At 67.0% G+C, this 24,730-nt stretch carries 20 protein-coding genes; 12 read left to right on the forward strand and 8 right to left on the reverse strand.

Features of this window, described 5'->3' with window-relative positions; translation table 11 throughout:
* The first annotated feature begins 13 nt into the window (after window positions 1-13).
* Window positions 14-763 (forward strand): PepSY-associated TM helix domain-containing protein, encoded by a 750-nt coding sequence (locus tag B4F51_RS02405; protein ID WP_296223496.1) that lies wholly within the window; start codon window positions 14-16, stop codon window positions 761-763.
* A gap of 118 nt (window positions 764-881) precedes the next feature.
* Here the strand turns inward: B4F51_RS02405 and B4F51_RS02410 are convergent, their stop codons facing one another.
* Window positions 882-1,745: a MurR/RpiR family transcriptional regulator gene (locus tag B4F51_RS02410; RefSeq protein ID WP_296223497.1), complete on the reverse strand. Its 864-nt coding sequence runs from the start codon at window positions 1,743-1,745 to the stop codon at window positions 882-884.
* A 264-nt stretch (window positions 1,746-2,009) separates the two neighbouring features.
* Between B4F51_RS02410 and B4F51_RS02415 the strand changes: the two genes are divergently transcribed.
* Window positions 2,010-3,059 carry a porin gene (locus tag B4F51_RS02415; RefSeq protein ID WP_296223498.1) on the forward strand — a complete coding sequence of 350 codons (1,050 nt, stop codon included), beginning with the start codon at window positions 2,010-2,012 and terminating at the stop codon, window positions 3,057-3,059.
* Here the strand turns inward: B4F51_RS02415 and B4F51_RS02420 are convergent.
* A complete protein-coding gene (locus tag B4F51_RS02420) occupies window positions 3,056-5,296 on the reverse strand; it encodes a mechanosensitive ion channel family protein (RefSeq protein WP_296223499.1) in 2,241 nt (746 codons plus the stop codon). The two genes, B4F51_RS02415 and B4F51_RS02420, sit on opposite strands and share 4 nt — an antisense overlap.
* 422 nt (window positions 5,297-5,718) lie before the next feature.
* Complete coding sequence (locus B4F51_RS02425) at window positions 5,719-7,002, reverse strand: MFS transporter (protein ID WP_296223500.1); 1,284 nt, start codon at window positions 7,000-7,002, stop codon at window positions 5,719-5,721.
* Window positions 7,003-7,129: 127 nt separating this feature from the next.
* Between B4F51_RS02425 and B4F51_RS02430 the strand changes: the two genes are divergently transcribed.
* A complete protein-coding gene (locus B4F51_RS02430; RefSeq protein WP_296223501.1) occupies window positions 7,130-7,846 on the forward strand; it encodes a glutathione S-transferase in 717 nt (238 codons plus the stop codon).
* Window positions 7,847-7,890: 44 nt separating this feature from the next.
* On the opposite strand, the gene B4F51_RS02435 is transcribed toward B4F51_RS02430, so the two are convergent.
* The gene (locus tag B4F51_RS02435) at window positions 7,891-8,118 is read right to left on the reverse strand and encodes a hypothetical protein (RefSeq protein ID WP_296223502.1); all 228 of its coding nucleotides are present in this window, start codon (window positions 8,116-8,118) and stop codon (window positions 7,891-7,893) included.
* Window positions 8,119-8,166: 48 nt separating this feature from the next.
* The gene (locus B4F51_RS02440; RefSeq protein WP_296223503.1) at window positions 8,167-8,376 is read right to left on the reverse strand and encodes a hypothetical protein; all 210 of its coding nucleotides are present in this window, start codon (window positions 8,374-8,376) and stop codon (window positions 8,167-8,169) included.
* Between the two features lie 257 nt (window positions 8,377-8,633).
* Here B4F51_RS02440 and B4F51_RS02445 point away from each other — a divergent pair, with 257 nt between their 5' ends.
* Window positions 8,634-9,845, forward strand: coding sequence for a hypothetical protein (locus B4F51_RS02445; RefSeq protein ID WP_296223504.1), 1,212 nt, complete (start codon window positions 8,634-8,636; stop codon window positions 9,843-9,845).
* Between the two features lie 10 nt (window positions 9,846-9,855).
* Here the strand turns inward: B4F51_RS02445 and B4F51_RS02450 are convergent, their stop codons facing one another.
* The gene (locus tag B4F51_RS02450; protein WP_296223505.1) at window positions 9,856-11,004 is read right to left on the reverse strand and encodes a cation diffusion facilitator family transporter; all 1,149 of its coding nucleotides are present in this window, start codon (window positions 11,002-11,004) and stop codon (window positions 9,856-9,858) included.
* A 226-nt stretch (window positions 11,005-11,230) separates the two neighbouring features.
* Here B4F51_RS02450 and B4F51_RS02455 point away from each other — a divergent pair, with 226 nt between their 5' ends.
* The 6 genes from B4F51_RS02455 (at window position 11,231) to B4F51_RS02480 (ending at window position 20,886) form a co-directional block, all read left to right on the forward strand.
* The gene (locus B4F51_RS02455) at window positions 11,231-11,899 is read left to right on the forward strand and encodes a response regulator transcription factor (RefSeq protein WP_296223506.1); all 669 of its coding nucleotides are present in this window, start codon (window positions 11,231-11,233) and stop codon (window positions 11,897-11,899) included.
* Window positions 11,900-11,902: 3 nt separating this feature from the next.
* The gene (locus tag B4F51_RS02460; protein WP_296223507.1) at window positions 11,903-16,225 is read left to right on the forward strand and encodes an ATP-binding protein; all 4,323 of its coding nucleotides are present in this window, start codon (window positions 11,903-11,905) and stop codon (window positions 16,223-16,225) included.
* 146 nt (window positions 16,226-16,371) lie between these two features.
* Window positions 16,372-17,997, forward strand: coding sequence for a flavin-containing monooxygenase (locus B4F51_RS02465; RefSeq protein WP_414706660.1), 1,626 nt, complete (start codon window positions 16,372-16,374; stop codon window positions 17,995-17,997).
* A 30-nt stretch (window positions 17,998-18,027) separates the two neighbouring features.
* On the forward strand, window positions 18,028-18,918 hold the full coding sequence (locus tag B4F51_RS02470; protein ID WP_296223508.1) for an SDR family NAD(P)-dependent oxidoreductase: 891 nt from the start codon (window positions 18,028-18,030) through the stop codon (window positions 18,916-18,918).
* A gap of 16 nt (window positions 18,919-18,934) precedes the next feature.
* On the forward strand, window positions 18,935-19,993 hold the full coding sequence (locus B4F51_RS02475; RefSeq protein ID WP_296223509.1) for an alpha/beta fold hydrolase: 1,059 nt from the start codon (window positions 18,935-18,937) through the stop codon (window positions 19,991-19,993).
* Window positions 19,990-20,886, forward strand: coding sequence for a metal-dependent hydrolase (locus B4F51_RS02480; RefSeq protein WP_296223510.1), 897 nt, complete (start codon window positions 19,990-19,992; stop codon window positions 20,884-20,886). The genes B4F51_RS02475 and B4F51_RS02480 overlap by 4 nt, the downstream gene beginning before the upstream one ends.
* Before the next feature lie 102 nt (window positions 20,887-20,988).
* Here B4F51_RS02480 and B4F51_RS02485 read toward each other — a convergent pair whose 3' ends face one another.
* Complete coding sequence (locus tag B4F51_RS02485) at window positions 20,989-21,819, reverse strand: MerR family transcriptional regulator (protein ID WP_296223511.1); 831 nt, start codon at window positions 21,817-21,819, stop codon at window positions 20,989-20,991.
* An 82-nt stretch (window positions 21,820-21,901) separates the two neighbouring features.
* Here B4F51_RS02485 and B4F51_RS02490 point away from each other — a divergent pair, with 82 nt between their 5' ends.
* Complete coding sequence (locus B4F51_RS02490) at window positions 21,902-23,050, forward strand: hypothetical protein (RefSeq protein ID WP_296223512.1); 1,149 nt, start codon at window positions 21,902-21,904, stop codon at window positions 23,048-23,050.
* On the forward strand, window positions 23,047-24,135 hold the full coding sequence (locus B4F51_RS02495; protein ID WP_296223513.1) for a DUF2993 domain-containing protein: 1,089 nt from the start codon (window positions 23,047-23,049) through the stop codon (window positions 24,133-24,135). The genes B4F51_RS02490 and B4F51_RS02495 overlap by 4 nt, the downstream gene beginning before the upstream one ends.
* Before the next feature lie 19 nt (window positions 24,136-24,154).
* On the opposite strand, the gene B4F51_RS02500 is transcribed toward B4F51_RS02495, so the two are convergent.
* Complete coding sequence (locus B4F51_RS02500; protein ID WP_414706662.1) at window positions 24,155-24,553, reverse strand: surface-adhesin E family protein; 399 nt, start codon at window positions 24,551-24,553, stop codon at window positions 24,155-24,157.
* Window positions 24,554-24,730 lie beyond the last annotated feature (177 nt).

Here is a 24,730-nt window from a genome sequence, read left to right on the forward strand (position 1 = left end):
CGCCATGTGCTTCATGACTGACCTGTCGCATCCCCGCCTTTCCTCCGAACCCGCTGCCAAGCCCGCCGCGCCCGCCCGTGCGGCAAAGGCAAAGGCCGAGCACCCCGCCAACCGCCGCGCCACCCTGGTGCGCTGGCTGCGCAAGACGCATGGCTGGTTCGGACTGTGGGGCGCGGTGATGGGGCTGATTTTCGGCGTGTCGGGCATCTGGCTGAACCACCGCGCGGTGCTGAAGCTGCCGCCCGTGGCTCAGCAGAAAACCAACTCGCGCATCGCCCTGACCGATCCGCTGCCGACCACGCCCCAGGCGATGGGCGCACGGCTGCAAGAGGTATTGCAACTGCCGGAGCCGCCGAGCCGCATCCGCGTGGAACGCGCCAAACCCGTCCCCTGGGCAGAACCCACCGCCAAGACCGACGGCGAACGCCCCGCATCCAAACCGCTGATGCAGCCGGAGCAATGGAGCTTCACCTTCGGTAGTGCCTCCACGCTGATCCGGGCGGAGTACTGGGTTGGCAACCACTCTGCAGCCATCGCCCAGACCGAGAATGGCATCCTCGCCACGCTGATGGCCTTGCACCTCGGCACCAACATGACCGTACCGTGGATCCTGCTGGCCGACACGCTGGCCGGCTGTGTGATCTTCCTCTCGATCTCGGGCCTGTGGCTCTGGGTGCTGACCACCAAGCGCCGCACGGTCGGCTGGACGATCTTCGGGATGGGGAGCTTGCTGGCGATTGGGCTGGCGGTCGCGCGCCTTTGATTTCCAGAAACGCGATCAGGGCGAAGCGAAGCGGCTCTGGTGGCTTGGCGGCGTCGCAGACAGTACACGTGATACAGCAAGACGCCGCCGGGCCGCCAGAATCGTCCTGATCGCGTTTCTAGGGGCGGTCCACGCTGCGTTCCGTCAGCAGCCGCTGGATCGCCCGCATGCGCGAGCGCACCATTTCGTCGCGGCGCTGCGCCACGCAGGTCATCAAGATCTCGATGACCGCCAGATGCACCAGGTACGCCTCGGTGCCCACCCGCATCACCGCATCTTCGGGCACATCCACCGTCAGCGCGATCTGCGCGCGCTCGGCCAGCGGCGTGCCGGCCTGGGTGATGGCGATCACGCAGGCGCCCTGCTCCGCCGCGTAGGCAATCGACTCCAGCAGATACGGCATGCGCCCCACGTGCGAGAACGCGACCACGACATCGGACGCACCCAGCGTGGCCGCCGAGACCAACTGCAGGTGCGCGTCGAAGTACGCATTGGACGCCAGCCCCAACCGCATCAGCCGCGCCTGCATGTCATTCGCCATGAACGACGAGGCGGCGCCCGCGGCATAACAGTCGACACGGCGCGCGCGGGCGATGCGTTCTGCGGCGGCATCGATATGTGTGGCGGAAAGCGTGTCGCGCAGCCTGGCCAGCGCCCGCGTGGCACCGTCGATGACCTTGCTGGCCACCAGCGCGGGCGGGTCGGCCCGGCCGACGTGGCCCGGCAGCGTCGGCTGCGCGTGCGCAAGCTCGGCAGCCAGCGTGGCCTTGAACTCGCGCAGGCCCTCGAAGCCGAGCGCCTGGCACATGCGCACGATGGTCGGCATCGACACCCCGGCGCGCACGGCGAGTGTCTCCACCGATTGTTCGAGCGACAGCTCCGGCGCCTCCAGGATCAACCGCGCCACGCCCTGCTGCGCCGGCGAGAGCGCGGGCAACTGGTCACGCAAGGCGTTGAGCACGGGGACGGAGAACGAAGGCATGGCGGGGCGCGGGCGAAAACGTCGCCAGTGTAGCGGCAGCCCCAGGCCGCCCCCGTCGCCCGAGGGAAAACCCCCACGATTCTGTAAGTGTGCGGTTTACGCCTACCGCACAAATCGCGTGCAGCGCCCCACCCGGCGCGACGTGCGCGGCGCTTTGCAGGCGCATGCGTAACTTCAACCCTTACAGGCACAACTTGCCCGAGAGTCGGCCCCCGAGCCAATCCGGAACCCCGTTCCGGCCATCACTAAAAAAAGGGGAGCCACATGACTACCGTTTCGATCCGTTCCATTCCGCTGTCGGCCGCTGCGCTCGCAGCCTTGCTTGCCTGCGGCGCCGCGCAGGCGCAATCGAGCGTCACGCTGTACGGCGTGATGGAAACCGGCCTGCGCTACAGCACCAACAACGACGCCGCCGGCCATGGCAAGGCCGAGATGGCCGGCGGCTACTACAGCGGCAGCCGCTTCGGCCTGCGTGGCTCGGAAGACCTGGGCAACGGGCTGAAGGCCGTGTTCCATCTGGTCAGCGGTTTCGCGCCGGACACCGGCGTGGGCTCCACCAATGACATGGGCCTGGGCGGCTACAAGCCCACCACACCGGCCTCGTCGCGCCTGTTCGGGCGCCAGGCCTACGTGGGCCTGGAAGGCGGCTTCGGCGCGCTGACCTTCGGCCGGCAGGAGAATCTCGTCTTCAACACGGCCGGCACGTATGACGCGCTCAGCATCGGCAACCTGGGCGCGACCGCGTGGCACGTCACGGCCACGGGTGTGCGTATCGACAATTCGATCAAGTACGTGGGTGATTTCAACGGCTGGCGCCCGGGCGTGATGGTCGGCATGGGCGAGCAGGCGGGCGCGTTCTCGGCGGGCAACTACAGCGCGCTGTCGCTCAACTACGCAGGTGGTCCGTTCACGTTTGGCGGCGCGTGGGAACAGCAGAAAGACCTGCAGTCGGTCGGCACCCGCACGTGGACGGCCGGCGGCAGCGTGCAGGTCGGCCCCGCCAAGCTGATGCTCGGCTACATCAACTACCGCGACGGCTCGCCCACCAGGAACGACCTGATCCTGGGTGGCGTGAAGTACGACTTCAGCAGCCAGTACAACCTGGTGGTGGGCGGCATGGCCACGCGCCAGCGCGACCCCGACGGCCTGCGCTACACCACCTACGCGATCATGAACTACGTGGTCAGCAAGCGCACCTGGCTCTACGTCGGCGTGGACTACACCCACCAGAAAGACGCCGGCACCGTGCTGGCGACGGCGCTACCCAAGTCCTCGCAGACGGGCGTGATGGTGGGCATGCGCCACGGGTTCTAAGCCGACGCAGCGGGGGGGGCGCTGCTGGGTGCGGGCGAAGCGCTATCGCTCTTCTCGCCGCCCGGTGCCACCCGCGTCATCCATTGTTCGAGCGCCGGCGAAGTGCGCAGCACCGTGGCCGGCGTGGCCAGCGGCACCTTTGCCTGGTCGAACGCATCTTTGAGCACGACATTGAAGGCCCGCAGCACCTCGGCCTGCTTCTGCGGGCGCGTCTTGAAGCGGCCCTTTACGATCATCGCGCCGCCGTCGAAGCTGTCCAGCCCGAATACCTCCGCACCATTGAGCAGCGTGGCCGCAAAGCGCGGCTCGCCGGCAATCTGATCGGCCGCGGCGCGCACCAGGCCGATGGCCTGCTGCGGGTTGGCGTCCATCGCCACGCGCACTTCAAAGTCGGCAAACGAGTAATCGCGCGACAGGTTGCGCACCGTCTTGATCTGGCTGAACGGAATCGACAGCACCGCGCCCGTGCCGTCGCGCAGCCGCACGGTACGAATGGTCAGGTTGATGACGGTGCCCGAGGCCACGCCAACGTCCACCACGTCGCCCACGCTGATGGTGTCTTCCATGAGGATGAAGATGCCGGTAATCAGGTCCTGCGCCAGCGACTGCGCGCCAAAACCCACCGCCAGCCCAATCACCCCGGCACCGGCCACCAGCGGCGTCACGTTCACGCCCAGGTTGGCCAGCACGCCGATGCCGGCCGTCACCGCCAGCGTGACCTTCAGGCCGTTGCGCAACAGCGGCAGGATGGTGAGCGCGCGCGTGCTGGGCTGCGTGCGCGACGTGGCGGGCGACAGCGCCTGCAGGATCGCCGTATCGAGCAGGATCCAGGCGAGCCAGGTGGAAAACACCGTGCCGATCAGCCCCACCATGGCATCGGCAATGCGCCGGCCGTTGACCGAGCTGTGCATCACCTCCACCAGCGTGTGGTCCCACACGCGCAGCGCCAGCTCGACGAAGACAACCCAGATGCCCAACTGCACCAGCGCCGCGAAGAAATGCTTGAGCCGCTCCAGATACGGTGAACTGCGTGCCAGCCGCAGGCGCAGACGCCAGCTCGCGCGCGGCCGCACCACCGCCGACAGGAAGAACGCCGCCACCAGCAGCAGCGACGTCATCACCGCGCGGCGCGAAACGGCGTCGACGTTGTTAGGCATGGTCAGCGTGGCCAGCGCGGTCACGCCCGCCAGCACCACCACCGGCACCGGCCACAGCGCGGCGATCAGGCGACGGAACTGGTTGCCGGCATGTTCGCCCCGGCGCACCTCCAGCGGCCGGTTGGCGATCAACTGGCCGACCGGGCGCCGTGCCCACAACGCCCCTACCGCCAGCATCAGCGACGAGACCACGTTGCAGACCGTCGCCAGCAGCAGGCTGAGCGCACCCCCCAGCACCAGCGCGACACGCGGGTCGACCAGCGCATCGCCGCACGCGCCCAGGCTGGCGGCCAGGAAGATCGGCCACATGCCGTGCTTGAGCAGATACTCCACGGCCACGCGCCGGTGCGCACTGCCCGCGAACAGCGAGAACAGCATCGCCACGCCCGCCGTAATGATGGCGCCCCACACGGTGGCATAGGCCAGCACCAGCGCCAGCACGAAACCCGGCGTAGCCTCGTAGCCCAGGCGCATCAGCACGGCAAACGACACGGCCCACGGGCCAATTTTGCGCAGCGCGTCGACAAACAACGCACGGGTGGTCGGATGCGGCCCCAACTCCGCCTTGAGACTGAACATGCGGCGCAGCAGCCAACCCAGGCCGAACAGGCTGCCGGCAATCGCAGCCCAGATGAAGACGGTACGGGCAAAGTCTCCCAAGACGCGCAGGCGCGTGTCCGGGGCGGCGAGCAGGCTGGCGTTGCGGCCGGCTGCCTCGATGCGGCGCATCCAGTAGTGCGGCGTGCCGGCTTCCACATCGGCTGCGAGCGAGCCGTTTTCGATCAGCGAGGCGACGGCGCCCAACAGGCCCGGTGCCTGCTCGGCCTGCACTTTCTGCTGCGTGGCCACGCCATCGCGCAGGTGCTTGAGTTCACTGACGAGCGCGGTGCGCTGCTGGTCGTTGTCGAGCAGCATGATGACGGCATCGAGCGATTCGCGCGTCTGCGCGGGCGAGGCTGCCGGCGCGGACGCGCCCTGCATGGACGACGACAGCGCCGTGAACTTGGAGAACGACACCGGCGCCGCGTGCGCGGCGTCCAGCATCAGCAGAAACAGTCCGAACAGGAGGTGAATGCGCATGACGAAACCAGCAATCGTGCCGACACGGACCTCGCACGATACGCGAATTCACCGGGCGGCCGCCAACCGCGGGGACCTACGCCCCCAGAAGCCGTTCGCGATCGAGAAACTCGCCTTGGTGCCAACACTTGCTCCCAGGCGGTTTGGCCGTCCCTGCCCTAGATGGCGCCTTGAATTTCTGTTGCAGGGAGGAAAAAGAAGGGAGGCTTGTCTGAGCGCAGCGAGTTTGCCTCCCTTCCCCTCCCTGCGACAGAAATTCAAGGGGAAGTCGCCATCTCGGGCGCGCCTTTCTTTGCTTACTTTCTTTGGCAAGACAAAGAAAGTGAGTCGGCCCCGGCAGGGGACGAAACCGTGGATGCCCCAACACCTTCAATCGGCGGCCAGCCGCATGCACGGCAATCCTTGAGACCTCGCAAAGTGCCTTACCGCTTGGCCCCCAGCGGCAGCGGCGCGCGGCGCCACAACCAAGCCGCCGTGCCCAGCGCAAGCGCCATGCATGCCGTCACCAAGGCCACCACGCCAGGCCAGCCCCACGGCGCATACAGCTTGCCGCCCGCCGTGCCGACAATGCTGGAGCCCAGGTAATACGCCAGTAGATACAGCGCCGCCGCCTGCCCCTTGGCACGCTGCGCGCGGCGCCCAACCCACCCGCTGGCTACCGCGTGCGCGCCGAAGAAACCGAAGGTGAGCAGCGCAATACCGCCGATCACCAGCGCCAGCGGTGCGGCCAGCGTCAGCAGCACGCCCGCCGACATCAACGTGGTGCCCGCCAGCAGCATGCGACCCCGACCATGCCGATCGGCCAATCGCCCAAACCAGGCCGATGCGCCGATGCCCAGCAGATACACCATGAAGATCGCGCCGACGGCCGTGTGGCTGAGCGCATACGGCGCGCCGAGCAGGCGAAAGCTCGCGTAGTTGTAGATCGTGACGAAACCGCCCATCAGCAGGAAGGCCATGGCGAACAGCGCGCGTAGGCCGGGCTCGCGCAGGTGCGCGACCAGCGTGTCGAACAGGTCGACCAGCGCCACGCCCTTGCGCGGCACGAAGCGGCGCGACGGCGGCAGCAACCACAGGAAGGCCAGCGCCGCCAGCAAGCCCAGTGCGCCGGTGAAGCCCATGGCGGCACGCCAGCCGGCATGATCAGCCATGGCGCCAGTCAGCACGCGCCCGGCCATACCGCCGAAAGCGGTGCCGCCCACATACAGACCCATCGCCAGCCCCAGGCCCTGCGGATGCACTTCCTCGGCCAGATACGCCATCGCCACCGCCGGCACACCGCCCAGCACGACGCCGAGCAACGCGCGCGTGGCCAGCAGCCCATCCCAGCCCGGCAGCACGGCCGCCGCCAGCGTGAGCGCGGACGACAACACCAGCGACACGCCCATCAGCGTCTTGCGGTGGATCGACTCCGACAGCAGCCCCGCAAACAGAATCGCAAACGCCAGCAGCAGCGTCGATACGGACAGCACCAGGCTGGTCTGCGCGGGCGTCAGCCCAAAGTCGTGCGCCAGCAGCGGCATCAGCGGCTGCACGCAATACAGCAACGAGAAGGTCGAGAAACCCGCCGCAAAGAGCGCGAGATTGGCGCGCAGGTAGCCGGGGGCACCGCGCACCAGCCAGCGGGACGGATCGGCGGCGGCGGAGGTAGTTGCAGATTCGGGTGCGGGCGCTGCGGCTGGCGCGCTGGAGGGCGGGACGTTCACGGCTGGGGGGGTTGAAGACAAGCGCGGAGGCGACCGCCTATTATCGTTCGCAGACACCTTTTCTGCTGCGATGCAAGGTGTGGCACCGGTCTTGCTGCGCGGCCCACCACCAACTTCCGCCCCAATCATGCAAACCACGCTCTACTACTGGCCCGAGATCCAGGGCCGCGGCGAATTCGTCCGTCTTGCACTGGAACAGGCGGCCGTACCCTACGCCGACATCGGCCGCCAGGACGAAGCCGCCATCGAGGCATTCCTGGACGATGCCGACATCGCCACGCCGCCGTTCGCGCCGCCGTTTCTGGTGGTGGGCAAGCTGGTGATTCCGCAGACGGCGAATATCCTGCTGTACCTCGGCCAGCATTACGGCCTGGCACCCCAGGACGAGGCGGGCGGCCTGTGGACGCACAGCCTGCAACTGACGATTGCCGACTTCGTGGTGGAGATCCACGATACGCACCACCCCATTGCTTCGTGCGAATACTACGAAGACCAGCAGGCCGAAGCGCTGCGCCGCGCGCAGGATTTCCTGAGCCACCGCGCGCCCAGGTTCCTGCGTTACTTCGAGCGTGTGCTCGCGCGCAATCCGTCCGGGCCGACGTGGGCCGTGCGCGATGCGCTCACTTATGTGGACCTGTCGCTGTTCCAGATCGTGGCCGGGCTGCGCTACGCCTTCCCGCGCCACATGCAGCGCTATGAACGCGAGCTGCCGCACCTCGCGGCCCTGCACGACCGCGTGGCGGCGCAACCGAAGATCGCGGCGTACCTGCAATCGCGGCGGCGCATTCCGTTCAACACCATGGGCATCTTCCGCCACTACCCTGAGCTGGATGCGCTCAAATGACGGATTCGGCGCAGGGCCGTGCCTCGGAGAGTGCGACGCTGTGTCTACATCCCGATGACCTGATCCGGGTGGCCGAGGCAGAAGCCACGAAGGTCGTGATGTGCGCACATCGGCATGACTTCGTAGCCGGCGGCGCGCAGCAGCACCGCGCGTGCAGCCACCTCGACCGGGGGCAGGGGTTGCCCCGTGGCTTGGTCGCGCACCAGCCGGCCCAACTCGGCAAACGGCTGGCACAACAGATGCTCCAGATCCAGCGAACCGCAGTACCGCATCACATCACCTGCTCAGAACATTGCGCGCGGCACGCAGGCACGCGCGAATCACATCGATTCGTCTGCCAGCTCGGGCAACGTGACCAGCTTCTCGCGCATGCGCGCATAGGCGGCGCGCTGCGACCAGATGGCATCGGCCAGGGCGGCAATGAGTGCCTCGCGCGGCAGGCTGCCCGGCGTCACGCCAAACTGCTGCTGCACGGTGCGTAGAGCCTCCGTCACTTCGCTTCGCCATCGGGCGCCGGCACGCTGGGTCATGTTTTTCTCGCTGGATCGGGCGCAGCGGATGGCGGGCTTGGGTCCGCTCTGGCCACGCTGGGAAGGGGTTGGCGGAAGCGGTTCCGCCCTTGCCTATGAATACGGCAGGCGGGGCCGAAACTTGATTGCCCAGGCGCGCAGGCGTGGGTGCCCTCCTCCAAACGGGCTCGCCCGTTCGCGCCGCAACTTCGCCGCGTGCGCGTGGCCCAACCCGTTCCGGAACCGCGACTGTTATGGAGCGCCAAGTGCCCCGACCGATGTCCCCGAAGCCCCTCTTCTGGCACCGTACGCTGCTGAGCCTCGCCTGCGCGCTGGCCGCGTCCGCCGTCGTCATCGCCCCCGTCATGGCGAAGGTGTCCGACCCGCGCCAGTACATGCACGGCATCGGCGCCGTGCCGGCTGCGGCCGCCAACACGTTCAACGTGTTCTTCAGCGCCTCCGGCCTGCCGCCGCGGGGCGCAGATCGCAACGGGAGCTGGCCGCACGACGTGTACGTGGCGCAGTGGCATGCGGAGTCGGGTGTGCTGGACACGCCGCGCATCTTCATCCAGAAGCCCGAGGCGCAGGAGCCGGTCACGGTCGCGCGCAATCGCGCCGGCCAGGTGATGGTGTCGTTTGAAGATGGCTGGAACGCGCCGGAAAACGTCACGCAGCGCTACGGCATTTACGACACGGCACTGCGCCCCATCAAGCCGTATCCGCAACAGGTGGAGTCGGGCGGGCACTCGGGCCATGTTGCAGCAGTGGGCGACCGTTTTGTGGTGTTCTATTCAGACGGCTGGGTGGACGGAGGAGGCGTCGACAACCTCGGCAGCGGCAACGGCGTCTATGTGAAGGTGTACAGCGGGCGCGGCAAGCTCCTGCACAACGTCGACATCGTCCACGAGCGCCGCGAGTGGTGGCCCATGATTGCCGGCGGCACCACGCGCGCGCTGCTCGCGTGGCAGCAGTTCGTGCCCGGCCGCACCGATGCCAACCTGAAGATCGCTGTGTTCGCCCCGGCCACCGGGCGCATGAGCGGCGAGCGCGTGCTGCGCGCGCATCTGCAGTACTACACCTACGGCGTCGCGTGGCTGCCGGCCGTCGAGCGTTTCCTGCTGGTCGGCACCGCCGAGGGCCACGGCTTTGCGGAGCTGATCGACAGCGAGGGCAAGGTGCGCGCGTCCGTGCCATGCATGCCAGCCACGATGCGCGAGGCGGGTATCGTCGTCAGCGATCGCATCGCCTACACGCCGGCGGCAGACGGGCGCCTGCTGCAGTTCCAGGCTGGGCCGGACACGCTCAAGCTGTCGGCCACGCTGATGAACGCCGATGGCCAACCCGTGCAATGGCGCCCGATGGGCAGTGTCGGGCTGCTGCGCACGTCAGGCGCGCTCGACTGGCTCTCGCTCACGGAAAAGGGGCTGGAGCCGTTACGTTTCGACCCGGCCAAAGCGCAGCCGGTCAATGCGGTCGATCAGTGTCGCTAGAGAGACGGCTTCAGGCGTCGGAAGCGAGCACGCGCAGGCGCACCAGGCCATCCCAGCGCGCCTGAATGGCCGCACTGATGCGGGCACGCTCAGCGGCCAGCGCGGGCAGCAGGATCAGATCCATCTCGACCACCCCATCCACGTAATGCAGCACGCAGTGGCGCGCGTCGAGCGGCGTGCCCGGCGGCAGCAACTGCGCCAGCGCGGCGTGCAGCGCGTCGCGGTCGGGTAGCGGCAGCGGATCGGTGGCGATGCGCTCGCGCGGGTCGACGTGGATCTGCACGTCGAGCACGGCCATGTCGGTATGCAGGGCCAGCACATTGGTGCGTGCGCGAACGGCAATCGCATGGCCTTCGCTCACCGACACGCGCGGGTCCACCTCGATATGCGCGTCGACCAGCGCCTGGTCGCCCGTCACACGCGTGCGCAGGTCGTGCACGCTGCTCACGCCCGGCGTCGCCGCCAGGCTCGCGCGGATCGCCTGCACCTGCGACGGCGGCAACGCGCGGTCCATCAAGTCATTGAGCGCCTCCCAGCCGAAGCGCAGGCCCACACGACCGATCATGGCGCCCACCACGCAGGCGGCCACCGGGTCCAGCCAGTGGTAACCCATCAAGTTGCCCGCCACACCCACCGCCGCCACCAAAGACGACACCGCATCGGAGCGCGCGTGCCACGCATTGGCGATCAGCATGCGCGAGCCGATGCGCTTGGCCACAGCCAGCATGTATCGGAACAGCCCTTCCTTGGCCGCCAGCGCGATGAGCGCCACCAACAGCGCAAGACCGTGCACGGGCGCCGGCCCCTGCGGCGAGCGCAGGCTCTCCACGGCCGCCCAGATCATGCCGGCGCCGGCCGTCACCAGCAGCAGACCCAGCCCGAGCGATGCGGCGTTCTCATAGCGCGCATGACCGTACTGATGGTCTTCGTCCGGGCCCTTGTGGCTGTTGCGGTTGGCGATGAAGACGATGCCGTCGGCAATCAGGTCCGACAGCGTGTGCAGGCCGTCGGCCACCAGCCCCTGCGAGTGCGACCACAGCCCCGCCGTGATCTGCCCGGCCGAGAGCAGGCAATTGACGCCCGCGCTCACGAGCGTCGAGCGTTCGGCGCTCTGCTGGCGCGTTGCAGCAGGCTGGGCGGAGGGCAGATCGGAGGTCATGGATGTCGGCAATTCTGAAGGCGCGAGCATTGTGCCACGCGCCCTGCTTGGTTCACGGGTGAATCCGAGCCCACCCTCAACACGTCGTGACAAATTCGCACCAGAAGCATGCACATCGCGACACAGTATTAAGACTTTTCCGATTTTCCAGCGTCACGGCATCGGCGATTCTCAGCAATGCGGCAAACAGGTTGCCGCACGTTACACGCCTCGGAGACCCGCTGACATGCAGCCCCCCATCCAACTCGTGATTGCAGATGACCATCCCGGAGTGGTGGCCGCCGTGCGGCACCTCGTATCGGAGGTCGAAGGCTTCGAGGTGGTGGGCGAGGCCGCCAATACCGACGAGTTGCTCGCGATACTCGGCCGCGTGCGCTGCGACGTCGTCATCACCGACTACGCAATGCCCGGCAGCCGCTACGGAGACGGCATCGTCTTGCTCGAATTCCTCATGCGCCAGCAGGCGAACCTGCGCATCATGGTGCTGACCATGCTCGAAACGCGTGCGCTGATGAGCAACATCCTGCGCGCCGGCATCAAGGTCATCGTCAGCAAAGCCGACGAACCGCGGCACATCCTGGAAGGCGTGCGCGCGGCACTCTCCGACCGCATCTATCTCTCGCCGCAGCTCGACGCCAAGCTGATCCGCCGCACGCTCGCGCAGGAGCCGGCCAACGATGACCCGATCCGTCTGCTCGGCAAGCGTGAACTGGAAGTGCTGCGCATGTACGTCACGGGCATGACCGTCAGCCAGATCGCCGTGCGGCTGAACCGCAGCGTCAAGACCATCAGCGCGCAGAAGCAGGCGGGCATGCGAAAGCTCAAGCTGAGCACCGAGGCGGCGCTGTTCGACTTCGCCGTGCGCCACGGGCTGCTTGGCAGCACCGAGGCTTGAACCATGATCTGGCACGCGAAGTTATCCCCCCTGGCGCGGCTGCGCATCGGCATCGGTGTGGGCGCGCTGGTCTGCGTGGCGATACTCGCCTGGCTGGGCGACGCGCGCGCGGAGGACGCGGCCAAGGTCGCCCAGCGCGTCAACCAGATCCCGTCCACGCTCACCGTAGGCGTCATCCGTAAATCGAAGATGCCGCTCGAAGGCGTATCCGGCGACAAGCTCACCGGTTTCTCGGGCGATCTGCTCTCGCAATTGATTCCGCGGGACCGCGTGCGCCTCGTGCCCCGCGTGTTTGCGCGGCGCGACGAGTTGCTCAAGGCTGCCTGCCGCGGCGACGTGGACATCATCATGAGCGTGGCGCCGCGCTCGCAATACGATCGCTGCCTCGAATACTCCGCCCCCTATCTGGAGCGCGCGGTAGCGGTGGTCGCGCGCAACGACAATGCGCGGGTCGCGCAAAACGCGTTCGCTGCCGGCACACGCATCGCGGTGGAGCGGGGTTCACTGCTGGACGAAGACCTGCAGCGCCAGCACCCGGGCATCCGCCTGGTGAGCCTGCCCACCGCCTCCGACGCGCTGGACGCCGTACTGCACGACGAAGCCGACGCCTATATCGGCGTCACCTACACGACACGTGAGTTGATGTTGCAACCGCGCTATCGGCAACTGTCGATCGTGCAGCTCGTCAACCAGCAGGTCGACGCACTGCACTTTGCCGCGCCACGCAAGCGTGCCGCGCTCATCCGCTACCTCGACCGCCACCTCGCCCAGTTGCCGGACAAGGCGATGCACGATCTGCGCGCGCGCTGGATCACGCACGGCGGCAACGCGACGGTGGCCTTGCCGCTGTCAGCCAGCGAACACGCCATGCTGGCGTCGCTGCCGCCGCTGCGCTATGCCGCCGATGCCGACTACATGCCGTACACCTTCAGCGACAAACCCGGCGAACTGCGGGGCATCCTGCCCGAGTACCTGAGCTTCCTGTCACGCACGCTCGGCCTGCGCTTCGAGCGCGTACCGGTGCGCGACTGGGCCGACGCGCTGTCCAGGGCAAACGCAGGCGAGATCGATGTCCTGCTTGGCCTGTCCAACCAGGATCTCCGTCCGGCGGGATTCAGGCTCAGCCAGGCGGTCGACTCGACGCCGATGGTGGTCGTCGGACGCAACGATGCACTGGCGGTGGCTGCGCTGTCCGAGCTTGCGGGCAAAACCATCGCCCTGCCGCAAAGCGAAACGCTGGCCAGCGTGCTGCGTCAGAACATACCAAAGATCCGCATCGCTCCCGCCACCTCGGTCAACGATGCACTGTCGCAAGTCGCATCCGGACAGGCCGATTTCACTATCGCCAACCTGCCCGTGGTCGACGCATCGATCCGCCATCACTTTCCCGGCAGTCTGAAAGTGACGGGCTCGGCCAAGAAGATGGAGAGCATCGGCGTGGGTGTGTCGGCACGCTACGCGGCGCTGGTGCCGCTCATCAATCGTGCCCTCTTCGCCATGCCTGAGGGTGAACAGATCAGCATTCGCAATAAATGGCTGTCGGTGAGCTATCAGTTGGGCCCGTCGGCTTCGGCACTGCTGGTCAAGTTCGGCCCCATCGCCGCGATCGTGCTGGGCGCGATGCTGCTGCTGTCCATTAAGCACGCGCAACTGCGCCGTGAGAACCGCCAGCGCCGGCAGGCTGAACAAACGCTCGCGCAACAGTTGAGCTTCCAGCGAGCGCTGATGGAATCGGTGCCCTTCCCGCTGATCGCCAAGGACGCTGAGCACCGCTACGTGGCCGTCAATGCCGCGTTCTGCAACATGTTCGACCGCCCGCGCGAGGCGCTGCTGGGCCGCACACCGCACGAGCTCGGCCTGTACGCGAACCAGGACGTCGCGCACCTATCCGACATCAACCGACGCGCCGTCGAGATGAACGAAAGCACGCGCGAAGAGATTATCATCGTGACGCCCGACGGGCAGTCGCGCAGCGTGCTGCACTGGATCGAGCCGTTCCACCTGTCCGACGGCCAGCCGGCCGGCACCGTGGCTTCGCTGGTCGACATCAGCGAGATCCGCAAGGCCCAGGCTCGCGCGGAACAGCTGGAGCAGCGCCTGCGCGAGGTCACGGAATCCTTGCCGGCCCTGGTGTACCAGTTCGAATTGCCCCCCGGGCAGACCCAGGGCCACATCCGCTACGTGGCCGGCAAGGCGCATGAAACCCTTGGCATTCAGCCCCAAGACCTCCTTGGCTATCTGTCCACGCCCGAACTGCTCATTTACGAAGACGACCGGAAACGGATGCTGGAGAGCGTGCTCGCCTCCGCGCAAGAGCTGACGCCGTTCGACCAGCAATTCCGGCATGTCAGCCCGGACGGTGCGATGCGCTGGCTGCACGCGCGCTCGATTCCACACCGCGAACCCGACGGGCGCACGGTCTGGAACGGCTATCTGAGCGACGTGACGACCGAACGCGAACAGGCCGACGCGCTGGAGGCCGCCAAGAATGCGGCGGAATCGGCCCTGCTGGCCAAGGACCGCTTCCTGGCCATGATGAGCCACGAGATCCGCACGCCCATGAACGGCGTGCTGGGCCTGGTCGAGCTGCTGCAGCAGACACGGCTGGAGGGCGAGCAGAAGCACATGGTGTCGCTGGTGCAGGACTCCGGCCGCACGCTGCTGCATATCCTCGATGACATCCTCGACTATGCAAAGATCGAGGCCGGCCAGCTGGATATCTCTCCGGTGGACACCGACCTGCGCGAGCTGTTCGACGGCACGGTCGGCCTGCTGGCCAGCGGCGCGCACGAAAAATCGCTGGCGGTACACATCGACGTGGCCGCCGACGTGCCGGCCACCGTGTCGGTCGACAGCGTGCGCTTGCGGCAAGTGCTGTTCAACCTGCTCTCCAACGCCATCAAGTTCACCGAACATGGCAGCATCCGGCTCAAGGCCGAATGCACAGGCATCGACAGCGATACGCATTCCGCGCAGATCGCCATCCACGTGACCGACACGGGCATCGGCATCGCGCCCGAAGTGCAGGCCACGCTGTTCGCACCGTTCGTGCAGGCTGAGCGCTCGACCACGCGTCGCTACGGCGGCACCGGGCTGGGCCTGGCGATTTCGCGCAAGCTTGCCGGCCTGATGGGCGGCACGCTCAGCATGCGGAGCGCCCCGGGGCATGGCACAACCATCACGCTGCAACTGCCGGTGCCGGTCATCCGCGCGCGCTACGCACTGCCGCAGTTGGCCGGCCGCAGCGTGGCCATGGCCGTGGACAACGCCGCCGACCGGCAAAGCCTGAGCCATTTCGCCCTGGCAGCCGGCCTGCGCATCGCGCCGGAGACTGAGGCAGACATCATCTTCACCACGTCGCCGCACGCGCGCCCGAGCACCATTCGCGTGACGTCCGAGGTGCGCTACTCCGAGCGCGGTGCAGCGCTGAGCATCAACCCGCTGAGCTGGCACGCCTTCGTGCAAGCCTGTGAGCGCGCCCTGCCGCAGCCGGAAGCCGCAGAACCGCCTTGCGTGGCGCCCCTCGCCGCGCCTGTCTCACCCAGTGACGAAGCGCTCGGCGCACACATCCTGGTGGCGGAAGACCACCCCATCAATCGCGAACTGATCGCCAAGCAACTGCGCCTGCTGGGCTACCGCGTCACGTTGGCGGAGGAAGGCATCGCCGCGCTTGAGCGCTTGCGCGGAGGCCATTTCGACGCCCTGCTGACCGATTGCCACATGCCGCACATGGACGGCTTCGCACTGACCGAGCACATCCGCCAGCAGGAGCAGATGACTGGCGGTGCGCGCCTGCCCATTGTCGCCATCACTGCCACCACCCTGGCGGAGGAGCACGCGCGCTGCCGCGCCGTCGGCATGGATGCCTGCCTGCTCAAGCCGACCACGCTGGCCACGCTGCAAACGGCGCTATCGAACCTGTTGGGCACATCGCCATCGCCGGACGGCGATACCTTCGCCATCCCGGTCGACGACCTGAGCCGCGCACTGGGCACAGGCCCGGCCGCGGCCAACCTGGCCCAGACCTTTCTGTCGTCCCTGGATGACGATGTGCAGGCGCTGCGCCCGATGCTGGAGACACTCGACCGGGGGGCGCTGCGCGGGTGGGCGCACCGTACGGGCGGCGCGCTGGCGCTGCTGCGCAGTCCGTCCGTCAATGCCGAGGCGGAGGCCTTTGCCCATGCCATCCACCATGCGGCGGACCATGATCTGCGGGCAGCCGGCGCGCGGATGATGCAGTTGCTCGCACACCTCACACGGCTGTTGAAGGGCCTCGAAGCCACCTGCCCGCCCTTGGCGCACCGGACGCAAGTGACGGATTCATAAGGGGAATCCGTTTCAAGCGCCTGATGCGCCGCTTCTAGATTGCTCATTCCAATCAACCGATTGACTCTCCGCTGGAGCGCCTCCTACGATGACATCGAACAATGTCACATTAAGAGGCGCCCAAATGGTGCCCACGGAGACAATTCGTGAACGCACGGTCCGATGTCCTGCGCGCCGATCCCTTTGCCTCGGCTACGCACAACCCTGACACCCCCGCCCCCGTCGACGTCGCCATCATCGGCACCGGCTTTGCTGGTCTGGGCATGGCGATCCAGCTCAAGCAGCACGGCATCGACAATTTCCTCGTCTTCGAGAAGGCCGGCTCGGTCGGCGGCACGTGGCGCGACAACCATTACCCGGGCTGCGCGTGCGATGTGCAGTCGCACCTGTATTCGTTCTCGTTCGCGCCCAATCCGGACTGGTCGCGGATGTTCTCGCCGCAGCCGGAAATCCGTGCTTATCTGGAGCGCTGCACCGATGCGTTCGGCGTACGTCCGCACGTGCGTTTTCATCATGAGCTGGCGCGCGCGGCCTTCGACGATGCGGCCGGCGTCTGGAACCTGGAGATGGCGGATGGCCGCCGCTACCGCGCCCGCACGCTCATCTCCGGCATGGGGGGCCTGAGCCGCCCGGCCTGGCCGAACATTCCCGGCATCGAGACCTTTCAGGGCAAGGCATTCCACTCGCAATTGTGGGAGCACGACTACGACCTGCGCGGCAAGCGCGTGGCCGTGATCGGCACCGGCGCCTCGGCCATCCAGTTTGTGCCGCAGATCGCGCCCAAGGCCGGGCGGGTCGATCTGTATCAGCGCACCCCGCCGTGGATCCTGCCCAAGCCCGACCGCAAGGTGTCACGTGCCGAGCACTGGCTGTTCCGCCACCTGCCGTTCACGCAAAAGCTCATGCGCACCGGCATCTATTGGATGCTCGAATCGCGCGTGCTGGGTTTCGTGCTGCACCCGAAGCTGATGAAGGCGGTCGAGCGCATGGCACGCGGCCACATCAAGCGCCGCATTGCCGACCCCGTGCTGCGCGAGAAGGTCACGCCCGACTACACCATCGGCTGCAAGCGCATCCTGATCTCGAACGACTACTACCCCGCCCTCACGCGTGACAACGTCGACGTGATCACCACCGGCATCGCACGTGTCGAGCCCAACGCCATCGTCACCACCGACGGCACGCGGCGCGAGGTCGATTGCCTGATCTTCGGCACGGGCTTTCATGCGACAGACCCGTTCCCGCGCGGCGTGCTGCTGGGCAGCCAGGGCGTGGACATCGTCGATGCGTGGGACAAGGGCGGCACGCAGGCCTATCTGGGCACCACGGTGGCCGGCTTCCCCAACTTCTTCATGGTGGTGGGTCCGAACACGGGGCTCGGCCACTCGTCGATGGTGTTCATGATCGAGTCGCAGGTGGCGTACATCGTCGATGCGCTCAAGTCGATGCGCGCGCACAACGTGGCGACCATCGATGTGCGCCTCGATGTGCAGCGCCGCTTCAACGACGGCATCCAGAAGCGGCTGTCGAATGCGATCTGGTCGGCGGGCGGCTGCGTGAGCTGGTACCTCGATCCGAAGACCGGCAAGAACACCACGCTGTGGCCGGGCTTCACATGGCAGTTCCGCCGCGCGACCGCGCACTTCCGGCTGGCCGATTACCGCACGCGTCCGATGGCCGCGCCCAAGGGCGTGCCGTCGCGTGTGCCCGCGCGCACCGTGCCCGCTGCTGCCCAGAACACCCCCAACGAAGAAGCGCTCGACCGCGTCTGATCCAAGCGTCGGCCGTCAGGAGACCACGTCATGAAGTCATTCAACAACCAGGTTGCCGCTATCACCGGCGCCGCATCGGGCATCGGCCGCGCATTGGCGCTGGGCTTGGCGCGCGAGGGCTGCCACCTGGCGCTCGCCGATCGCAACGAAGCCGCGCTCGCGCAGACGGTACAGCTCATCCGCGCGCATGAAGGCGATCGCATCCGCGTCACCACGCACGCCGTCGACGTGGCCGACCGCGCCGCCGTCTACCGCTGGGCCGAAGAAGCGGCCGCCGCGCACGGCAAGGTCAACCTGATCTTCAACAACGCGGGCGTGGCACTGTCCAGCACCATCGAAGGCATGGACGACGACGACCTCGCCTGGATCATGAACATCAACTTCTGGGGCGTCGTGCACGGCACCAAGGCGTTCCTGCCGCTGCTCAAGGCGAGTGGCAGCGGGCACATCGTCAACACGTCGAGCATCTTCGGCATCTTTGCGCAGCCGGGCATGGGCGCCTACAACGCCAGCAAGTACGCCGTGCGCGGCTACACAGAAGCGCTGCGCCAGGAACTGGACCTGATGAACTGCGGCGTGTCGGCCACCTGCGTGCACCCCGGCGGCATCAAGACCAACATTGCCAAGACGAGCCGCGTGTCACCCAGCATGAACGGCTTCCTGGTGCGCGACGAACAGCAGGGCAAGGAAGAGTTCGAGAAGTTCTTCATCACCAGCCCGGAGAAGGCTGCCAGCGTGATCCTCAACGGCGTTCGCAAGAACAAGCGCCGCGTGCTGATCGGGCCGGATGCCTACGCCGCCGACGCCATGGCCCGCATCCTGCCTGCCGCCTATCAGGCGCTGGTCGTGCGCGAAGCCCGCCGCACGCGCAAGAAGAGCCTGCGCGACGAGGCGGCACCGGCCACCGTACGCGCCAAGTAAACACCGGAGCCGCCCCATGAAGACGACTGCATCGACAGCGCCCTTGGACGTTGGCGCCACTGAACCTTTCGCCAGCCCCCCGCGCGCGAACCTGCTCAACGTCGCCCGCGCGATGCTGCGGCCCGGCCGCATCGGCCTGCGCAGCATCGGCCGCGATGTGCTGATCGCACGTTACGCCAAACCGCAATCGCGCTACCTGCCTCTGATGGGCACGCGCGTGCATTACACCGATGAAGGCGCCGCCAACGCGGAAGGCACGTTGCTGCTGATCCACGGCTTTGGCGCGTCGCTGCACACGTGGGACGGCGTGTTGCCGCAGCTCACGCGGCGCTATCGCGTGATCCGGCTCGACCTGCCGCCGTTCGGCATTACCGGCCCCCTGCGCGATGCGCAAGGCCGCCCGCGCACGATGGAACTGCCGTTGTATCGCGACTTCATCGACGCGTTTGTCGATACGCTGGGCCTGTCGAAACTCACGCTGATCGGCAACTCGCTGGGCGGCATGGTGTCGTGGGACTTTGCCGTACGGCACCCGGGTCGCGTCGAGAAGCTCGTGCTGATCGACTCGGCCGGCTTTCCGATGAAGCTGCCGATCTACATCGATCTGTTCAATCACCTGGGCGTGCGGATGACATCGCCGTGGATGCTGCCGGAGGGCATCATCCGCGCCGCCACGCGCGATGTGTATGGCGACCCGTCGCGCGTGTCCGAACCGACGCTGCGCCGCTACGCGGATTTCTTTTACGCCGACGGTGCACGACAGGCCATCGGCAAGATGGTGCCGAAGTTCCGCTTTGACGATGTCGATACGAGCGGGCTGGCCGCCGTAGTGGGAAAACTCGGCGTGCCCACGCTCATCCTGTGGGGCCAGCGCGACCGGTGGATCCCGCCCGCGCACGCCGGTGAATTTGCCTGCCGCATTCCCGGCGCCACGCTGCGCATGTATCCGGCACTCGGCCACATCCCAATGGAGGAAGACCCCGTACGCGTGGGGACCGACCTCTGCGCATTCCTCGATCAGGGGCGCGCTGCAAGCCGCCTCGCAGAAACCACATTCCAGGAGAACCGCCCATGATGCCAGTCCGCCGCGACGTGCATCCTCACCTGCCTGCCGATCGCATCAGCAACTGGCACGAGCGAGGCCACCACGTCACCCACTTCCTGAACGCGCTGTCGATCTTCTTCCCGACCGGCGAGCGCTTTTTCATGGACAGCGTGCGCAACTACCGCCACCTGGTGACCGACCCCGAACTCAAGCAGGCCGTGGCCGGCTTTATTGGCCAGGAAGCCATGCACACGCGTGAGCACGTGCTCTACAACGACCTGCTCGACCGCGCAGGCCTGCCCGCCACGCGCATCGATCGCTTTGTCGGCAAGTTCCTCAACGTGCTGCGCAAGTACACGCCCAAGTCGCATCAACTGGCTGTGACGGTGGCGCTGGAGCACTACACGGCCATGCTGGCCGGCCAGGTGCTTTCACATGAAGATGGCCTGGGCCGCAACTCGGAGCCCGGCTATCGCCAAGTCTGGCTGTGGCACGCCATGGAAGAGACGGAGCACAAGGCCGTCAGCTACGACGTGTGGAACCTCGCCATCAAACCGGGCCTGCGCCGTTACATCCTGCGCACCTCGACGATGCTGCTGACCACACTGATGTTCTGGTCGATGGTGTTCTACGTGCATCTGCGGCTGATCTTTGCCGACCGCACCTGCAAGCACAAATTCCTGGGCTTGGGCAAAGCGTTCCACTTCCTGTGGGTCCACCCAGCGCCGCTGCGCAAGATCATTCCGGAGTTCTTCGATTTCTTCCGGCCGTCATTCCACCCGTGGGATGAAGACAACCGCGCGGCGCTCGAACGCCTGCCCAAGCTGATCTCGGAGATCGAGGCGTATGCCGCCGCCAATGGCGAGGCGCCGTCGCCGTCGATCCGGCGCAAGCTGTCGACGGCAGGTGCAGCCGGGTCCTGAACGGGCATTCAAAACGCCTGCCGTCGTTGCCAATCGCGGCGAGATCGGGATCAAGATAGAAATAGATGAGGCGCGCCCCACGCATGGGCGCGCCAGGAGACACTAGCCTTTGTCCGGCGAGTTCGATGCGCCCGAGGTATTCGGCGGTTCGTGCAGATGCTCGATGACCTGCGCTACGCGGTCGCCCAGGTACTTGTTGGCAGCGATCTCGAGCGCGCGCATCAGCTCGGCCTCGACTGCCACCAGCGCCAGCGGGCGGATGCGCCAGATCACGTCGACCAGGCGCGGCACGTCCTCGACCGGCGGCAGTTGGCCTTCGCCGTATTTGTCGAGTTCGCGCACGACCATGGAGACGAGATCGTCGGCCACGGCCTGCGTATGCGGCCGCGCGCGCTCGATGATGTCGAGCACTTCGACCAGCGGGAAGCCGGCTTTCGCCATTTGCGCGCCGGCCATCAGCGCCTTCGGGCTGCGGGCCAGGTAACCGAGGCCGTCGGGCTCCAGCAAACCAAGCGTGATGGCGCGGGCCAGCGCCTGACGCGACATGGAGCGGCCGAACAGCTTGGCCAGTGCCAGTAGCGAATAGTGCTTGGGAGCCTCGTCTGACCAGGGGCTGCTGATGGCGGATTCAAGCCCGAGAATGGAGCGCAGGTCGTGGCCCTCGACGATGGCCTTGAGCAGTTCCTGGATGTTGGCGAGCGTATAACCGCGCGCCAGCAGGTGGTTGATGAGCTTGAGCCGCCCGAGATGCGCCTGCGTGTAGATGCCCACGCGCCCGCGCCGCTCAGGCGGGTCGATCAGGCCGCGATCCTGGTACGAGCGGACGTTGCGGACGGTAGTGTCGGCCGCGCGCGCCAGTTCATCAATCGTGAACTCGCGGGCGGGCGGAGCAGCGGGCGGACCGGCATCGCCGGTTGGTTTGCGGACAGGCATGCAAAAAATTCTACACGAGCGCGGCAAACGACCGCGCAAGTCGCCGGGTAGTTTCCGGCCTCTCACGACGAGGAGACCGTCGATGTGGGACTTGACCTTGCGCCATCGAGATTGGCGTCGTTGGGCGCTCCGGGCTGCGGGCGTCTGGCTTGCTGCGCTATCGCTGCAAAGCTGCGCCACGGCCGGCGATGGCCACGGCAGCATCGAAGCCGAGAAAGCTAAGCAACTGGAAGACGCCCGAACGCAAGCGCGCGCGCCATTCCAGTCGGGCAACCTCGCCACGCGTGAGGTGCGGCCGACCACACTGCGCGATTCCGGGCAGCCCGATGCGATCTCGTATCTGCGGCAAGTGGATTTCCGCTTCGACGGCGGCGTCGGCTTCCTGGTCGACCAGCTTGCGCTGCGCATGGTGCCGCGCCAGCCGGGTGACCCGGTGTGGCTGGACGACGTGTCGTCGTACATGCTGCAGCCGGTCAGCGGCACGGTACGCGTGACAGCGCAGAGCATGGCCGCGCTATTCAATACCGTAGTCTTCGCACGCGGGCCGGGCAGTGATCCGCCTTTGCGACGCTTCAGCTTCTTGCTGGAGGACGGCACGCTCATCATGCGCGCCGAGATGCACCGCCGCGGCGCCTGGGTGCCGATCGAGTTGCGCGGCCCGCTCGTGCTGCGTGATGCGCAGACCATCGTGTTCCGCCCCAACGTAGTCAAGGTGCGCGGCCAGGATGCCGACGCGCTGATGGGCGCGGCGCATATCGAACTGGCCGACCTGCTGCCGGTATCCACGCCGGCCGTGCAGCTCATCGGCAGCGAGATCGTCATGCAGGTGCCCAAGCTGTTCCCGCCGCCAGCGCTGGACCTGAAGCTGTCGGCCATCCGCGTCACACGCGAGGGGCTCGTCATGCAAATCGGCGACGGCAACCCGCAGATGCCGCCGCTGGCCAACGCGGCAGATGCGCAGCGCCCGTACATCCTCTTCCGCGGCGGCGACATCCGCTTCCTGCGCTCGATGCCGATGAACGCGCGCATCGACATCGTGGTCGCCGATCCGGCCAAGCCGTTCGTGTTCAACCTGTACCGCTATCGGGATCAGCTCGTGGCCGGTTCGCTGCGCTTCTCGCCCGATGGCAGCATCCGCGTGCTGATGCCGTCGTTCGATACGCTCACCGCTGCCCGCCCAGTCAAAACAGCCAAACCTGCTGTGCAACTCGCCAAGAGGACCGCGCAATGATCGCCCCCGCCTTCGGCCTCGCGGCCCTCACGCTGCGCCTGGCGCTGATCGCGCTGGGGCTTGCCGGTCTGCTGGCCAGCACGTTGTGCCGCGCCGCTCAACCGCCGATTGCCCCCATGTCCAGCGCCCAGCGCAAAGACCTGAACGCCGCGCGCCAGCAGTGGACGCACCGCTGCGCCCCTTCCTCCGGCGCCGCCAACGCCAGCGATGTCGCCGCTGTGCGGGACTCCGGCACCGCGCCACCCGTCGTGCAGATGCGCGACGTCGATTTCCGCATCACCGGCGACATCGGCTTTCATGTCCACCAGCTCACCGCGCAACTCGTGCCGCGCACGCCCGGCCAGCCCGTCGACATGGATGACCCCAGCCAGTTCGACATTCGCATCCTCGGCGGCGAGGTGACGGTGCCCAAGGCCTCGCTCGATGCCTTGTTCAACACGTACCTGCTGGACTATGCGCCGCGCTCGCTCAATGCGCTGTCGCTCACGCCGGGCGATGGTGTGCTCGACGTGTCGGGCGGGCTCAAGCTGCGTGACCACTTTCCGGGCGTGTGGATGCCGTTCGGCATGCGCGGCACGCTTGAGCTCAAGGAGTCACGCTACCTCGTCTACACACCGGACGAGGCACGTGTGATGGGCATCCAGACGCTGGCGCTGCTCAAGGGGATGGGGCTGGAGCTGTCGCAGCTCGCGCCGCTCGATCGCGGCGGCGCCAAGCTGGAGGGCAATGCCATGGTGCTGGATCAGACCACTGTGTTTCCGCCGCCGCGGCTGATCGGCCAGATGCAGACCGCGCGCGTGACGCCCGAAGGGCTGGTGCTCGGCTTCGGCCCGGCGCGGTCGATATGCGCGCCCGCCCCGACCGACGCTACCAGCCGCATCTGGATCCAATCCGGCGACCTGAAGATGTACAACGTGCTGGTGACCAACAGCCGCGTGCTCGTCATCGATTCGTCGACACGCGGGCCGTTGCGCTTCGACCTGTATCACTACCGCGAGGCTGCCGCGCGCGGCCTCACGCGCATGGATGCGGACGGCACGCTGCGCGTGGACCTTGCCCCGGCCGCGGCCGCGGCCGTGCAATAGCAGGATCGCGCGACGCGCCCTACTTCTGGCAAACCGCGTGCAGAACCGCCTCGCCCTCCGAGTTCGGCAAGGCGGCCTCCCAGCCGGGGCTGTCGATTCTCCTGTCGAGCACGGTGCCATGCTGGCTGTCCTGGATCAGCGCGCTGACGGGCTGGATGCGGCCGCTCTTGCAGTCATACAGGGAGGTGCGCGAGTCGTATTGGTACGCCTTGCCGTCGGAGAGCTTGCGCGGCGCGTCATAGGCATCGCGCGAGGTGGCACGCACGGTGCCGTCGTTGTTGCGCTCGATGGAGTCCTTGTCCATGTAGAGCGTGCCGGCGTTGTTGGCCAGCGGCGCCAGCCTGACCCAATTGTCGGCGGCCATGGCCGTTGAGCCACCGATGGTCAGCACAGCAACCACCCAGTGGGCCAGCCTCATTCGATCCCTTCGCATTGCAACCTCCGTTCGCTTCGTCACGGGCGTGTCAGAGCGATGCGGCGTAGCGACGTCGCTCTGCGCACATCAACGATAGGCTAGCAAGCGATATGCCGCGGCCGAACGATGCCGCGGCAGGCACAAAAAAGCCCGCGCAAGGCGTAATGCCGTTCAGTTAAG

It is taken from the genome of Ralstonia sp. UBA689 (genome assembly GCF_002298975.1).
Classification (GTDB): domain Bacteria; phylum Pseudomonadota; class Gammaproteobacteria; order Burkholderiales; family Burkholderiaceae; genus Ralstonia.

Bases quoted from the DNA above. Each gene is read 5' to 3' on its own strand.
- B4F51_RS02405 (WP_296223496.1), top strand. From the start codon at position 14: ATGACTGACCTGTCGCATCCCCGCCTTTCCTCCGAACCCGCTGCCAAG.
- B4F51_RS02410 (WP_296223497.1), bottom strand. From the start codon at position 1,745: ATGCCTTCGTTCTCCGTCCCCGTGCTCAACGCCTTGCGTGACCAGTTG.
- B4F51_RS02415 (WP_296223498.1), top strand. From the start codon at position 2,010: ATGACTACCGTTTCGATCCGTTCCATTCCGCTGTCGGCCGCTGCGCTC.
- B4F51_RS02420 (WP_296223499.1), bottom strand. From the start codon at position 5,296: ATGCGCATTCACCTCCTGTTCGGACTGTTTCTGCTGATGCTGGACGCC.
- B4F51_RS02430 (WP_296223501.1), top strand. From the start codon at position 7,130: ATGCAAACCACGCTCTACTACTGGCCCGAGATCCAGGGCCGCGGCGAA.
- B4F51_RS02435 (WP_296223502.1), bottom strand. From the start codon at position 8,118: ATGCGGTACTGCGGTTCGCTGGATCTGGAGCATCTGTTGTGCCAGCCG.
- B4F51_RS02440 (WP_296223503.1), bottom strand. From the start codon at position 8,376: ATGACCCAGCGTGCCGGCGCCCGATGGCGAAGCGAAGTGACGGAGGCT.
- B4F51_RS02445 (WP_296223504.1), top strand. From the start codon at position 8,634: ATGTCCCCGAAGCCCCTCTTCTGGCACCGTACGCTGCTGAGCCTCGCC.
- B4F51_RS02450 (WP_296223505.1), bottom strand. From the start codon at position 11,004: ATGACCTCCGATCTGCCCTCCGCCCAGCCTGCTGCAACGCGCCAGCAG.
- B4F51_RS02455 (WP_296223506.1), top strand. From the start codon at position 11,231: ATGCAGCCCCCCATCCAACTCGTGATTGCAGATGACCATCCCGGAGTG.
- B4F51_RS02460 (WP_296223507.1), top strand. From the start codon at position 11,903: ATGATCTGGCACGCGAAGTTATCCCCCCTGGCGCGGCTGCGCATCGGC.
- B4F51_RS02470 (WP_296223508.1), top strand. From the start codon at position 18,028: ATGAAGTCATTCAACAACCAGGTTGCCGCTATCACCGGCGCCGCATCG.
- B4F51_RS02475 (WP_296223509.1), top strand. From the start codon at position 18,935: ATGAAGACGACTGCATCGACAGCGCCCTTGGACGTTGGCGCCACTGAA.
- B4F51_RS02480 (WP_296223510.1), top strand. From the start codon at position 19,990: ATGATGCCAGTCCGCCGCGACGTGCATCCTCACCTGCCTGCCGATCGC.
- B4F51_RS02485 (WP_296223511.1), bottom strand. From the start codon at position 21,819: ATGCCTGTCCGCAAACCAACCGGCGATGCCGGTCCGCCCGCTGCTCCG.
- B4F51_RS02490 (WP_296223512.1), top strand. From the start codon at position 21,902: ATGTGGGACTTGACCTTGCGCCATCGAGATTGGCGTCGTTGGGCGCTC.
- B4F51_RS02495 (WP_296223513.1), top strand. From the start codon at position 23,047: ATGATCGCCCCCGCCTTCGGCCTCGCGGCCCTCACGCTGCGCCTGGCG.
- B4F51_RS02500 (WP_414706662.1), bottom strand. From the start codon at position 24,553: ATGAGGCTGGCCCACTGGGTGGTTGCTGTGCTGACCATCGGTGGCTCA.